This is a genomic window from Deltaproteobacteria bacterium IMCC39524 (genome assembly GCA_029667085.1).
GTDB lineage: Bacteria > Desulfobacterota > Desulfuromonadia > Desulfuromonadales > BM103 > M0040.
Genome location: JARUHJ010000001.1, coordinates 905,435 through 918,392 on the forward strand (window position 1 = coordinate 905,435; position 12,958 = coordinate 918,392).

General features: G+C 51.0%; 13 protein-coding genes. 3 read left to right on the forward strand and 10 right to left on the reverse strand.

What is annotated here, in order from left to right; translation table 11 throughout:
- Window positions 1–187 precede the first annotated feature (187 nt).
- Both P9J64_04235 and P9J64_04240 read left to right on the forward strand, forming a co-directional pair.
- Complete coding sequence (locus P9J64_04235; protein MDG5467525.1) at window positions 188–1,246, forward strand: NAD(P)-dependent alcohol dehydrogenase; 1,059 nt, start codon at window positions 188–190, stop codon at window positions 1,244–1,246.
- 328 nt (window positions 1,247–1,574) lie between these two features.
- Window positions 1,575–2,075 (forward strand): hypothetical protein, encoded by a 501-nt coding sequence (locus P9J64_04240; protein ID MDG5467526.1) that lies wholly within the window; start codon window positions 1,575–1,577, stop codon window positions 2,073–2,075.
- A gap of 225 nt (window positions 2,076–2,300) precedes the next feature.
- Here the strand turns inward: P9J64_04240 and P9J64_04245 are convergent, their stop codons facing one another.
- The 8 genes from P9J64_04245 to ilvA form a co-directional block, all read right to left on the reverse strand.
- Window positions 2,301–2,501 carry a cold-shock protein gene (locus P9J64_04245; protein ID MDG5467527.1) on the reverse strand — a complete coding sequence of 67 codons (201 nt, stop codon included), beginning with the start codon at window positions 2,499–2,501 and terminating at the stop codon, window positions 2,301–2,303.
- A 259-nt stretch (window positions 2,502–2,760) separates the two neighbouring features.
- The gene (mtaB, locus tag P9J64_04250) at window positions 2,761–4,101 is read right to left on the reverse strand and encodes a tRNA (N(6)-L-threonylcarbamoyladenosine(37)-C(2))-methylthiotransferase MtaB (GenBank protein ID MDG5467528.1); all 1,341 of its coding nucleotides are present in this window, start codon (window positions 4,099–4,101) and stop codon (window positions 2,761–2,763) included.
- 135 nt (window positions 4,102–4,236) lie between these two features.
- The gene (gene mnmA, locus P9J64_04255; GenBank protein ID MDG5467529.1) at window positions 4,237–5,322 is read right to left on the reverse strand and encodes a tRNA 2-thiouridine(34) synthase MnmA; all 1,086 of its coding nucleotides are present in this window, start codon (window positions 5,320–5,322) and stop codon (window positions 4,237–4,239) included.
- A 127-nt stretch (window positions 5,323–5,449) separates the two neighbouring features.
- A complete protein-coding gene (gene nifU, locus P9J64_04260) occupies window positions 5,450–5,818 on the reverse strand; it encodes a Fe-S cluster assembly scaffold protein NifU (protein MDG5467530.1) in 369 nt (122 codons plus the stop codon).
- 37 nt (window positions 5,819–5,855) lie between these two features.
- Complete coding sequence (nifS, locus tag P9J64_04265) at window positions 5,856–7,070, reverse strand: cysteine desulfurase NifS (protein MDG5467531.1); 1,215 nt, start codon at window positions 7,068–7,070, stop codon at window positions 5,856–5,858.
- A gap of 19 nt (window positions 7,071–7,089) precedes the next feature.
- The gene (locus P9J64_04270) at window positions 7,090–7,512 is read right to left on the reverse strand and encodes an Rrf2 family transcriptional regulator (protein ID MDG5467532.1); all 423 of its coding nucleotides are present in this window, start codon (window positions 7,510–7,512) and stop codon (window positions 7,090–7,092) included.
- A 6-nt stretch (window positions 7,513–7,518) separates the two neighbouring features.
- Complete coding sequence (gene cysE, locus P9J64_04275) at window positions 7,519–8,310, reverse strand: serine O-acetyltransferase (protein MDG5467533.1); 792 nt, start codon at window positions 8,308–8,310, stop codon at window positions 7,519–7,521.
- A 121-nt stretch (window positions 8,311–8,431) separates the two neighbouring features.
- The gene (ilvA, locus tag P9J64_04280; protein MDG5467534.1) at window positions 8,432–9,940 is read right to left on the reverse strand and encodes a threonine ammonia-lyase, biosynthetic; all 1,509 of its coding nucleotides are present in this window, start codon (window positions 9,938–9,940) and stop codon (window positions 8,432–8,434) included.
- 260 nt (window positions 9,941–10,200) lie between these two features.
- Here ilvA and P9J64_04285 point away from each other — a divergent pair, with 260 nt between their 5' ends.
- Complete coding sequence (locus P9J64_04285) at window positions 10,201–11,823, forward strand: fumarate hydratase (GenBank protein ID MDG5467535.1); 1,623 nt, start codon at window positions 10,201–10,203, stop codon at window positions 11,821–11,823.
- An 88-nt stretch (window positions 11,824–11,911) separates the two neighbouring features.
- Here the strand turns inward: P9J64_04285 and P9J64_04290 are convergent, their stop codons facing one another.
- Both P9J64_04290 and P9J64_04295 read right to left on the reverse strand, forming a co-directional pair.
- The gene (locus P9J64_04290) at window positions 11,912–12,601 is read right to left on the reverse strand and encodes an LrgB family protein (protein MDG5467536.1); all 690 of its coding nucleotides are present in this window, start codon (window positions 12,599–12,601) and stop codon (window positions 11,912–11,914) included.
- The gene (locus tag P9J64_04295; protein ID MDG5467537.1) at window positions 12,594–12,956 is read right to left on the reverse strand and encodes a CidA/LrgA family protein; all 363 of its coding nucleotides are present in this window, start codon (window positions 12,954–12,956) and stop codon (window positions 12,594–12,596) included. The genes P9J64_04290 and P9J64_04295 overlap by 8 nt, the downstream gene beginning before the upstream one ends.
- Window positions 12,957–12,958 lie beyond the last annotated feature (2 nt).

Here is a 12,958-nt window from a genome sequence, read left to right on the forward strand (position 1 = left end):
TCCTAAGCAAAACCCATAGAAACCCGTTGCCCCACAGTCTCCCTCCTGAGCTGTGGGGCTTTTTTTCTTAAATATCAAAGTCAGAGGAAATATTACTTCTCTGCCAGGCTGTAATGCAAAATGATTGTACGAGAGTTATACTGGTTTCAGCTGTTTTTATTTGAGAACCCTACCAAAGGATACCGCTATGTTTAAAGCCAAAGCCTATTCAGCTTCCAGCGCCACCTCACCGTTGGCCCTCGACAGCATCCAGCGCCGCGAGCCCATCGAAAGTGATGTGCAGATCGAGATACTGTTCTGTGGCATTTGCCACTCTGATCTGCATACAGCACGTAACGAGTGGAGTAGCGTTATGCCCACGACCTATCCCTGCGTGCCGGGTCACGAAATTGTCGGACGGGTCATTAAAGTCGGCAGTAACGTCAAGAATTTCAAACCGGAAGAAATCGTCGGGGTCGGCTGTTTGGTCGATTCAGACCAGTCTTGTCCCGCGTGCCAGGCCAATGTCGAACAGTTCTGTCCCGACTCAACTTTCACTTACAACTCACCGGACAAACACCTCGGCGGTGTGACATACGGTGGTTACTCAGAGAGTATTGTTGTCGATGAGAAGTTTGTGCTCAAGGTTCCCGGCAACCTGAAACTGGCCGGGGTTGCGCCACTATTGTGTGCTGGGATCACAACTTATTCACCGATCCGTCGTTGGGGCGACATCAAAGGGAAGAAGGTCGGCGTGGTCGGTCTTGGTGGCCTCGGACATATGGGGGTCAAGTTCGCCAAGGCATTTGGAGCCCATGTGGTTGTCTTTACGACCTCACCGAGCAAAAAGGACGATGCTGTGCGTCTTGGTGCAGATGAAGTCATCATCTCTACCGATGCAGAACAAATGAAGAAACACGCCGGCAGCTTTGACTTCATTCTTGACACCATCTCGGCCGATCACGACATCAATGTTTACTTGGGTATGCTGACCATGGACGGTACAGTCACATTGGTCGGCGCACCTGAGAAGCCGTTAGCCGTCTCTGCTTTCGCCTTGATCTTCGGCCGCAAAAACCTCAATGGCTCGCTGATTGGCGGGATTAAGGAAACCCAGGAGATGCTTGATTTTTGCGGCGAACACAACATCACATCCGACGTCGAGGTTATTCCCATCCAAAAGGTCAACGAAGCCTATGAGCGTTTGGTCAAATCAGATGTGAAGTACCGCTTCTCCATCGATATGGCTTCTCTAAAAGCAGAGTAAACGAAAATGGCCACCTGGTTCAACTCCGGGTGGCCATCTTTATTTGTCAGGATCAACAAGAATTAGGTCTTTCAGCCAATCCCCTGACACCCTGGAACAATATAGAAATACAAACAAGAAACCTTCTTCTTTAACCTCGATCTATGAGTGTGTATACTTGGAAAGTTAATATTTATGTTGGATTATGGAATTCAGTTAAAAAGTCCGATGCCATCACAAAGGGTGCAGCCGTTTTCATAACAGGCGGAACGTCCATACAAAGATGTCGACCGACAGCTTTCCATAACGACAACAATCACAGAGGGCTTCCCAAAAAAATGGAGAAACAATGATGAAGAAATTGGCACTTGTCTTATTAGGCTGCTTTATTGCCACGGGGGCGCTTGCAGAGACCCAAGGTTTCCAATTGAGTTTAATTCCTGATGTCGCCATTCATGCTAAAACCACCCACATCAAGGGTGTCTCTCTCAGCATTTGGGGAGAAAATCCCCAAACTGCTTTAGCCCTCGGTGTTGCCAACGGATCCACCGGCGAAAGTTCAGGGATTTCTCTCGGCTTGTTAGCGAATTATGCAGAGAGCTATGAAGGAGCGCATCTCGCATGGATTGCGAATTACTCTTCTGTGAAGTTCACCGGCCTGCAACTGGCCGCATTCAACTATGCTGAGAGATTAAATGGTCTCCAACTTGGGTTTATAAATTTTGCAGCGTCCACTGACAAAGGAGTTCAAGTAGGATTGATCAACTTCATGAGAAGCACGCAAACATGGTTCACCAATTTCCCTGACGAGCTTGCGCCCGCTATGGTCTTTGTCAACTGGCGCTTCTAGTGCTCGGCGTTCATAAGTTTTTCCAAGGTAGACAATTATAAAATGGGGTCATGGTAGCAACCGTTACAAAACACTAAAGCCCTCGATCTTCGGACCGGGGGCGTAAGATAAAATCAGGTACTGCCTGCTAAGTCCCGAGTACCTCACATTATGCTTTATACAAAACAAAAAGGGCGCCCCGATAAGGGACGCCCATTTGTATTTGTCTGAATCAGAAGGTCTGGATTAGATCTTCTCGACGTTCGACGACTGAGGACCTTTATCGCCTTCGGTCACATCAAAGCTGACGCGATCGCCTTCGCCGAGAGTTTTGAAACCCGAGCCCTGGATCTGTGAAAAGTGGACAAAAACGTCAGGACCGTTGTCCTGCTCGATAAATCCAAAACCCTTAGCTTCGTTGAACCATTTTACTGTACCTTCAGCCATCTTGTAACTCCTTCGCTCCCTGTTGGGGAGATGTTCTGTTGTGCAAATTCGCCTGCTTAAAATAAAAAAGCACTCAGCCTAAACATAGGTCGTGAGTGATTTGTTTCAAACTGACTACCTTTAATCTGTCTGTCGAGCAATGGAATAAATACACAAACTTATTTAGATTGGCATTTCTAACACACCACACTAAGGCCGTCAACCTATTTATATAATTTTTAAACGTTTTTTATCAGTCGAAAGAAAAACAATCAGGGTCTCACAACAGCCTTGCGTGGAGAGACTCATCCTGCCAGCAAACGGCTTTGACCATGACACATTGTCCAGAAAGAGCTGCCTCTCCAGAGAACCGGATATCGAGATAATTTCGTGACACTCCCTTGAGGAGGCCCTCTTTCTCACCGGACTCAACAACGATTTCCAATTCTTCACCAATAAAACCTTCTGCGAAGGAACGGTGTTTTTCTGCCGCAAGCTGACGCAGCCGTTCGGCTCTTGCCTTGCTGACGTCGCCCGTCACCTGATCGGAATAACCGGCAGCCGGGGTTCCGGGACGTTTACTATAAGGGAAAACATGCAAACCCGTCATGGGTAAGCGAGAGATGAAGTTATAGGCGCTCTCAAATTCCTCTTCTGTCTCACCGGGAAACCCGGTAATCACATCAAGACAGATCGCTGCGTCAGGTATTGAAGCTCTGACTCTTTCGAGCAATTGTCCGAAAAATTCCGTGTTGTAGGTTCGCTTCATGCGCCGCAGAACATGGTCATTGCCTGCCTGTAAGGGGATGTGCAAGTGCTGGCAAATGACCTGTGAGGAAGCAACCGTTTCGAGTAACTCCTCTGTCAGTTCTGTGGGTTCAATTGAGCCCAACCTTAAACGACGGATACCTGTTTCGACTTCGATCCTGCGCACTAGATCGTTCAGGCTCATGGGAGTGTCCAGATCCGCGCCGTAGCCACCGATATGAATTCCGGTCAGAACGATCTCCTGGAAGCCGGCAGCAACCAGACCATCGATCTGCTGCAGAATCTCATCCGGAGGCGCTGAACGACTGGCACCACGGGCATAAGGAATGATGCAGTAGCTGCAAAAAGCATCGCAGCCATTCTGGATCTGTACAAAAGCACGACTACGACCCGAGAAAGTCGTCAAAGGAGGCAGACAGACTTTCTCGACCTGGCGGATATCAGAGACAACTACAGCTGTTGTCTCTTGATCTTCCGTGAGGTAATCAAGAAGACTCTGTTTCTCTTCATTGCCAATCACCAGGCTCACACCTGGGAGCTCTTGCAAGGCTTCCGGGTCGACCTGAGCATAACAACCGGTGACAACCACCCGACAGGCGCCGTTAAGCTTGCGGGCGCGACGAATCAGGTTGCGTGACTGGGCGTCGGTCGCGTTGGTCACCGTACAGGTATTGACGATAACCAGGTCCGCACCCTCATCAAAAGGGACAACCTGGTAGCCCGCAGACTGCAAAGACTCCTGCATCGACGCAGATTCAAACTGGTTGGTTTTGCATCCCAGGGTTGCGAAGGAAACGGTGGCGCGTGGCGTGTGGCGCGGGGCAGGATGTTCATTTTTGTCAATTGAGGACATATTTACTTGTCTATTGCATCAAAACAGAAAGATTTCTTTTGCTCTCTCTGCGTCTTTCAAGGGAGTTCTTAGCGTCTTTGCGTTACGTTTTTGCTTTAAGTTTTTCCTCGAACCACGATCCGCGTTCCTCGCCTTTCACGATTCAATACACCCACCACCCAGAACACGGTCACCATCATAAAAGACTGCGGCCTGACCAGGAGTGACTCCGCTCTGCGGCTCTTTGAAATCAACCCGAACGGAGCCATCATCCAGGAGTGTGATCAGTGACGGAACTTCTTGGTGTCTGTAACGGATACGGCAAGCCGCCTCAAGAGGCTCTTTGGGAACATCAATCAGCCAGTTGATATCAACAACGTGGCAGTGGGACATGGCAAGATGTTCTTTTTCACCAACGATGACTTTACGGTTCTCCGAGTCGATACCGACGACATAGAGTGGCTGCGGCCAGGAGAGGCCAAGACCGCGACGTTGACCGATCGTATAACGGTAGGTTCCCTGGTGCTGCCCCAACGTTTTGCCGCCGACATGAACGATATCGCCGTTCATGGCACCGGATCCTCGCTGTTCTTCTAAAAAACGGACATAATCGCCGTCCGGTACAAAACAGATATCTTGACTTTCCGCTTTCTCGGCGACTTTAAGCCCAAGTCGCGTAGCCTGGCCACGCACCTCATCCTTGGTCATGCCGCCCAGGGGAAAACGGACATACTGCATCTGCTCCTGAGTCAAGGTATAGAGAAAGTATGTTTGATCCTTGTTAAGGTCCTGCCCTTTCTTTAAGACCGGGCCATCGTCGCCCTCTACCAGTTGGGCATAATGACCCGTCACCAGGTAATCAGCCTGAAGTTCCAGAGCTCGACGCAGGAGTATTTCAAACTTGAGGACCTGGTTGCAGATGACACAGGGGTTAGGTGTCCGGCCATTAAAGTAATCATCGCAGAAACGATCAATAACCTGCTTTTCAAACTGTTTCTCGAAGTTGACAACATAGAAAGGGATATCGAGAGATTCAGCAACCCGACGCGCATCATATACATCGTCAAGGGAACAACAAGAGCCAAAACTCTCGCCATGTTCATCGGTAAACTTGGAATAGTCCCAGATCTGCATCGTCATACCGACCACCTCACAGCCCTGCTCTTTAAGCAAAGCCGCAGCGACCGACGAATCGACCCCGCCACTCATGGCAACGACAACTTTTTTTCCTGGCTCAATCATTATAAAATCCAGCTATAAGGCTGTAAGCTTTAAGCCGTAAGCAGTAAAGCAATAAGGCTGCAAGGCTGCAAGTTTAAACCTTACAGCTTACAGCCCTAAAGCCCTACAGTTAACAGCTTGTTTTCGGTTAACCATTCTCCGCTTTGTAGTTTTTTATCGCTTCGTGTAAAGCATCAGCGGCCAGGTTAGAGCAATGCATCTTCTGTGCAGGGAGACCATCGAGAGCCTCTGCTACAGCCTGGTTGCTCAGTTCAAGAGCCTCGTCAATGGTCTTGCCGATCGCCATCTCCGTCACCATCGAGGAGGTAGCAATGGCTGCACCGCAACCAAAGGTCTTGAACTTGACGTCCTGGATAATATTGTCTTCAACCTTGAGAAAGATCTTCATGATGTCGCCACAGGAAGCGTTACCAACCTCGCCGACCCCGTTAGCATTTTCAATCTCACCCACGTTACGCGGGTTGGTGAAGTGATCCATAACTTTATCTGTATACATATATTTTCTCCTTCAATAAATCGTGATAATAGTCTGATTAGATTCTGCGTACCGTTTCACAGGTCTCGCAACCTTCGGCAGTTCTTCCACAATTATATAACGGGCTCATATCGCGGAGACGCTGCACTGTCGCCGGCAGCACTTCCAGGACTTTATCAATTTCTTCTGCGGTGGTTTCAGGCCCGAGGCTGAAACGTGTGCTCGAATGGGCCAGAGTGACTTCTACGCACATCGCACCCATAACGTGGGAAGGTTCAAGAGAACCTGAGGTGCAGGCAGAGCCCGACGAGGCCGCGATACCGAACATATCGAGGTTGAGCAGGAGAGATTCCCCCTCGATGTAGGCAAAGCTGACGTTCAGCGTATTTGGCAAGCGATCATCACGATCAGGCGTACCGTTCAACTTGATATCCGGAACCTGGTTCAAGACACCGTCTTCCAGTCGATCACGCAGGGCGCGAACACGTTTGTAATAATCCTCTTGTTCAGCAGCGGCCATCTCACAGGCTTTCCCAAGACCAACGATTCCGGCAACATTCTGGGTTCCGGCGCGACGGTTGCGCTCCTGGTGACCACCGTGCATGAAGTTCTTCATGCGTGTGCCGCGGCGGATATAAATGGCTCCAACCCCCTTGGGGGCTCCGATCTTGTGTCCCGAGATCACCAGCAGGTCTACATTGGCTTTCTGCACATCAACAGGGATCTTGCCGACCGCTTGCACCGCGTCGGTATGGAAACGAATATTGTACTTTTTGGCGATTCTGCCGATCTCTTCGATCGGGTAAAGGTTACCGGTTTCGTTATTGGCCCACATGATCGAGATCAGAATGGTCTTGTCGGTAATCGCTTTTTCAAGATCGGCCAGATCGAGCTGTCCGTCTTTACTGACCGGCAGATAGGTCACATCGTAGCCATCCTTTTCCAGAGCCTGGCAGGTCTCCAGAACAGCTGGATGCTCAACCGACGTGGTAATGATGTGATTGCCTTTTTCTTTAAGAGGGTCAAGAGACCCTTTAATCGCCATGTTGTCCCCTTCGCTGCCACAGGAGACAAAAACAATCTCTGCCGGAGAAGCGTTGATCAGAGAAGCGACCTGCTCTCGGGCTTTTTCAAGAGCACCGGAGACTTGCCGACCCGCCCAATGGACGCTCGAAGGGTTGCCGAACTGTTCCTTATAAAAGGGCAGCATGACCTCAAGTACTTCGGGCCTCACTGGCGAGGTGGCATTATAATCCAAGTAAATCTGGTTCAACGGTCAATCCTCCGAAAGTTTAATGCTTTAGTTTACTCTTGGCCTCAGCGGTGAGGTCATCAAGAGTTATCGATGAGAGAAATTGTCGAATTTTTTCACCGAGGCCGTGCCAGACGTTGTGAGTGACGCACTGCTCATCACAGGCACAACCTTTTTGCTGATCCATGCAGGACACCGGCACCAGGGATTCCTCGACACTGTCAATGATTTCATCGACCTGAATGTCCTTCGCCGGTCGAGCCAGCAGGTAACCACCACCTGGGCCACGAACACTCTTGACGATCTGGCCGCGGCGTAGTTTAACGAAAAGTTGTTCAAGATAAGTCAGGGAAATACTTTCACGTAGTGAAATATCGCGCAAAGAGACAGGCTGGCCTTCTGAATGCAGGTTCAGGTTAACCATAGCCCTGACTGCGTATTGAGCTTTTGTTGACATGCGCATCTTGTTCTATGCCTCACTCTTCTCCGTTTTACGGGTACGAGTGGTTGTTGCTTTAGTCGTCGATTTCTTTGCAGGAGCCTTCGCTGTTGCCTTGGCAGCAGTACTTTTTGCCGTAGCCCGTTTCGCCGCAGGTTTTGATTCAGCCTTTTCCAATCGGCTGCTCAAAACCTCAACCTTCTTTTCAAGGGCACGGATCTGGTCAAAAAGACAACTGATCGCCTTGGCTTCGGGGTCGGGCATTTTGCCATGTTCAAGGTCGGGACGCGCCTCCTCAACCTTCTTCTCCTGCTGCATAACCACGCGGCCAGGGATACCGACAACGGAGGAGTTCTCCGGGACTTCTTTAACAACAACCGAGTTAGAGCCGATTTTGGAGTCTTTACCAACGGTAAAGGGGCCGAGAACCTTGGCACCTGAACCGATGACAACATTGTCGTCAATGGTTGGATGGCGCTTGACCTTATCCCAGGTTACGCCACCGAGGGTCACGCCATGATAAAGGGTGACGTTGTTACCGATTTCAGCTGTTTCACCGATGACCACGCCCATACCGTGGTCGATAAAGAATTTCTCGCCTATTTTTGCACCAGGATGAATTTCAATTCCGGTCAGGAAACGACCGATGTGGGAGGTAAACCGACCGAAGAAGTAGAGCTCATGGGTCCAGAACCAGTGAGCGACACGATAGAACCAAACTGCGTGCAGGCCTGGATAGCAGAAGATAATCTCGAGGACACTCCGTGCGGCAGGATCCCGATCGAATACTGAATAGATGTCTTCACGAATCTTGGCAAACACTTTAGGTACCTCCTCCACGTCCCGTTTCCTGTAAAAATACCGGCACATCTTCTGCCGGCTCAAGAGCATGGTTAACGGATAGCATACCTGAGTAAAACTGTCAATTACTTTTCTAGAGATATCAGAGGAATAGCAGGTAAGCCTGGTTGTCAGACTCCTCGACATAACGGTAGCCGAGATTGTCGAGAAAAGACTGCAATAGTGGCTCTTGACCAGGAGGAATCTCCAGGCCGACAAGCACTCTGCCGAAGTCACCACCCTGCGTGCGGTAGTGAAACAGGGAGATGTTCCAGTCAGCACCCATGGCGGTGAGAAAACGAGCTGTCGCTCCGGGTCGTTCGGGGAACCAGAAACGGAACAGGCGTTCACTGCAGGCATCTGTGGAGCGACCGCCAACCATGTAACGGACATGGGTCTTCGCCAGCTCATTATCTGTCAGGTCGACATTCACAAAGCCATGAGAGTCCAACTGTTTGCTAAAGAGCTGTCGCTGCTCATCGCCATCAACAGCAATACCGACAAAGATATAAGCGGATTCCCGCCCGGACAGGCGGTAATTGAACTCGGTAATATTTCTCTCGCCTACGACCTCGCGGCAGAAGCGGAACAAGGAGCCGGGCTCCTCTGGAATGGTGACTGCAAAGAGGGCTTCCTGTTTCTCACCACTCAGAGTACGTTCAGCCACGTAACGCAGGCGATCAAAGTTCATATTGGCGCCAGAGTTGATCGCGACCAGGGTCTGACCTTTGATCTCCCGCTCGCGGACATACTTTTTAAGGCCCGCCAAAGCTAGAGCACCGGCAGGTTCGACGATGGAACGGGTTGCCTGGTAGACACTTTTTATAGAGCTGCAAATCTCGTCGATATCGACACGGATGATTTCGTCAACATGATGACGACAAAGCTCGAAGGTCAACTTGCCGACTTCGCGAACGGCAACACCATCGGCAAAGATGCCGACAGAATCAAGCTTGACCCTGCGTCCGGCATCAAGAGACTGGCCCATGGCATCACTATCCACCGGTTCGACACCAATCACCTTAACGTCCGGGCAGAGCGCCTTGAGAAAGACCGCCATCCCGGCAAGCAAGCCACCGCCGCCGACAGGGATAAAGACCGCGTCCATATTCCCGGCGCTTTGCCTCAACAGTTCATTGGCAACGGTTCCCTGGCCGGCGATCACCAGCTCATCATCGAAGGGCGGAATAAAAATCATGCCTGACTGAGCTACGAGCAGGGCGCAGTGCTCAGCAGCTTCCGAGTAATTATCGCCATAGAGGACAACTGTCGCGCCATAGGATTTAACGGCAGAAATCTTGATGGCGGGGGTTGTCATCGGCATTACGATAGTCGTCTTTATCCCCAGCTTCTGCCCGGAGAAAGCCACGCCCTGAGCATGGTTCCCGGCTGAAGCGGTAATCACTCCCCTGCCCCGCTCCTCTACTGTGAGGTTAGCAATCCGGTTATAGGCCCCACGCAGCTTGAAGGAAAAAACCGGCTGCAGATCTTCTCGCTTGAGCAGGATGCGATTATTCAAAGCCTGTGAGAGAACAGCTGACTCCTCGAGCGGCGTCTCAATGGCGACTTCATAAACCTTGGAAGTCAGTATTTGTTTCAGCAGCTTTTGCATGTGTTTAAGTGCTCAGACTTGAGAAGTTATGTTTAGATTTGCCGACTGAGAATAAGCTTAACATCCGACGATTTCAAGAAAAAGGATTGTTTCGACAATTTACCTGTCATTTAAGCTCCAAACTTATGCTCCGACTTAACGTTAAACAACACTTAATTATCGACAATTGTATACAGTTTAGCTATACTTCCAATCGGTTTCCGTCCGGGGTCACAGCTTCCCGGAGAATATATTTCATGTCGTTCTAAAGGAGAGAAATCATGCCGGAATTTTTTTACCAGAACCCTCTTCCCGTTGAGGCGGACAAAACCACTTACTGCAAGATTGAAGGCTCGGAGAAGTATGTCAGCACCGTCAACTTTGACGGCAAGGACATTCTCAAAGTTGATCCGGAAGCAATCACAGTCCTCGCTAACGCGGCCATGAAGGACGTCTCCTTTCTGTTGCGCAAAGAGCATAATGACCAGGTTGGCAAAATCTTGACCGACCCCGAGGCCTCGCGCAACGACAAGGGTGTCGCTATGGCCTTCCTTAAGAACGCAATGGTCGCAGCCCAGTTCGACCTGCCAACTTGCCAGGACACAGGCACGGCCACTGTCGTCGCCAAGAAAGGTCAACAGGTCTGGACCGGCGTCAATGACGCCGAGTACATCTCCAAAGGCATCTACAAGACCTACACCGAAGAGAACCTGCGCTACAGCCAGACCGTAGCTCTAGATATGTACAAAGAGAAGAATACCGGCACCAACCTGCCGGCCCAGATCGACCTATTCGCCACGGAAGGTGACTCCTACAAGTTCCTCTTCATGGCTAAAGGCGGCGGTTCTGCGAACAAGACCATGCTTTTCCAGGAGACCAAGGCGCTGCTCACCCCTGAGAAACTCTTTGACTACCTGGTGGCCAAGATGAAAACGCTGGGCACAGCGGCCTGCCCTCCTTACCACCTTGCATTCGTCATCGGCGGCACCTCAGCCGACGCAGTCATGAAGACAGTCAAGCTGGCGACCGCCAAGGAACTTGACGGCCTGCCAACTGAAGGTAACGACCACGGTCAGGCCTTCCGTGACATCGAACTTGAAGAGAAGTTGCAGAAAGCTGCCCAGGAACTCGGCATTGGCGCCCAGTTCGGCGGCAAGTACTTTACTCACGATGTCCGCGTCATTCGCCTCCCTCGTCACGGCGCCTCCTGCCCTCTCGGCATGGCTGTTTCCTGCTCTGCAGACCGTAACATCAAAGCCAAGATCACCAGGGACGGTCTTTTTGTCGAAGAGATGGATCGCGATCCGGGTCGTCTGCTTCCCGAGCAGTACCGCATGGCCAAGCACGAGCATGGCACCAAGCTCGACCTGAACCAGCCAATGGAGAACATCCTTGCCGAGCTGACCAAACTCAAGTGCGGCGACGCTCTACTCCTCAATGGCACCATCGTGGTTGGGCGCGACATCGCTCACTCCAAGTTCAAGGAAATCCTTGATAGCGGGCAGCCACTCCCTGAGTACCTCAAGAAACACCCGATCTACTATGCTGGCCCGGCCAAGACTCCACCAGGACGCCCTTCCGGATCTTTCGGCCCCACCACCGCGGGACGTATGGACTCTTACGTTGGCCTGCTCCAGGAAAACGGCGGCTCTATGGTCATGATCGCCAAAGGCAACCGCTCTCAACAAGTTACTGATGCCTGTGCCAAGTTCGGTGGTTTCTACCTCGGCTCTATCGGTGGTCCGGCCGCCCTGCTCGCCGACGAGAACATCACCAAGGTCGAATGTATCGACTTCCCGGAACTCGGCATGGAAGCCGTCTGGAAGATTGAAGTCCAGAACTTCCCGGCTTACATTCTGGTTGATGACAAAGGGAATGACTTCTTCAAGCAGTTGGGTCTCTAAAGATTCACCTCATAACGACAAAAAAGCCCCGGACTCTCCGGGGCTTTTTTGTGTCTTCAGTTTTCAATTCACAACGGGTGGCACAGAATCACCAGTGCCCTGCAATCGCCATCAAAATTGGCAGCAGGAAGGTTGTCATCAAGCCATTCAAGCCTATCGCCAGGCCAGAAACAGCACCGGACAGGCGATCAACCTCAAGCATTCTTGCGGTACCGATACCATGAGCAGAGGTCCCAACGGCCAACCCGGTTGCCACCGGTGAGGTTATCCCTATACGCTTGCAGAATTCCGGGCCGCAAACAGCCCCTATGCAACCAGTCAGTACAACGAGAGCCGCAGTTAAAGGTGCAATGCCGCCGATCTTTTCCACGATACTGATCGCAATCGGTGTTGTTACAGATTTTGGTGCCAACGAGAGGATGACTTCGCGACTACCACCAAGAATCCAGGCGAGACCGCATGCAGACAAGATAGAGGCCAGCGAACCGGCAAAGACCCCCATCATGATCGGTCTCTTGCGTTTCCAGATCTCTTCACGGCGTTGATAAAGGGGAATCGCGAGAGCGACCACAGAGGGCCCAAGCAAGAAAACCAGGATATCGCCGCCACGTGCATAATCACGGTATTCTATTTTACAGAGCTGGAGCAGGAGGATAATCGCAACGATCGAAACCAGCACCGGATTAGCCCAGACCTTACCCACGCGTCGATAGAGTTTCTGCGATAGCAGATAGGTGACAAGAGTGAGAGTGATACCGAACAAGGGGGTCTCAAGCATCTTCTCCCCCATCATCGTCCGTTGAAGGCTCCAGCTTCTGGGCAATTTTTCCGGTGACCGCCATGACCACAAAGGTACTCAAAACAGTAGCAACGGTAATCGGCAACCATTCGGCAGCTATCAGATCGCCATAAACCATGACGCCGACACCGGCAGGCACAAAGAACAAAGCCATGTTTGACAACAGCAGTTCTGCGGCCTCTTCAAACCACTTGATATCAACCAGCTTTGTCGTCAAGCCCAGGAGGAGAAAACCCATACCCAGCACATTGCCGGGAATCGGCAAGTCAAAAAGACGACTAACGGCTTCACCACTGAACTGAAAAAGCAGCAGGAGTGTCAGACCACGCAGCATGC

Bases quoted from the DNA above. Each gene is read 5' to 3' on its own strand.
- P9J64_04235 (MDG5467525.1), top strand. From the start codon at position 188: ATGTTTAAAGCCAAAGCCTATTCAGCTTCCAGCGCCACCTCACCGTTG.
- P9J64_04240 (MDG5467526.1), top strand. From the start codon at position 1,575: ATGATGAAGAAATTGGCACTTGTCTTATTAGGCTGCTTTATTGCCACG.
- P9J64_04245 (MDG5467527.1), bottom strand. From the start codon at position 2,501: ATGGCTGAAGGTACAGTAAAATGGTTCAACGAAGCTAAGGGTTTTGGA.
- mtaB (MDG5467528.1), bottom strand. From the start codon at position 4,101: ATGTCCTCAATTGACAAAAATGAACATCCTGCCCCGCGCCACACGCCA.
- mnmA (MDG5467529.1), bottom strand. From the start codon at position 5,322: ATGATTGAGCCAGGAAAAAAAGTTGTCGTTGCCATGAGTGGCGGGGTC.
- nifU (MDG5467530.1), bottom strand. From the start codon at position 5,818: ATGTATACAGATAAAGTTATGGATCACTTCACCAACCCGCGTAACGTG.
- P9J64_04270 (MDG5467532.1), bottom strand. From the start codon at position 7,512: ATGCGCATGTCAACAAAAGCTCAATACGCAGTCAGGGCTATGGTTAAC.
- ilvA (MDG5467534.1), bottom strand. From the start codon at position 9,940: ATGCAAAAGCTGCTGAAACAAATACTGACTTCCAAGGTTTATGAAGTC.
- P9J64_04285 (MDG5467535.1), top strand. From the start codon at position 10,201: ATGCCGGAATTTTTTTACCAGAACCCTCTTCCCGTTGAGGCGGACAAA.
- P9J64_04290 (MDG5467536.1), bottom strand. From the start codon at position 12,601: ATGCTTGAGACCCCCTTGTTCGGTATCACTCTCACTCTTGTCACCTAT.
- P9J64_04295 (MDG5467537.1), bottom strand. From the start codon at position 12,956: ATGCTGCGTGGTCTGACACTCCTGCTGCTTTTTCAGTTCAGTGGTGAA.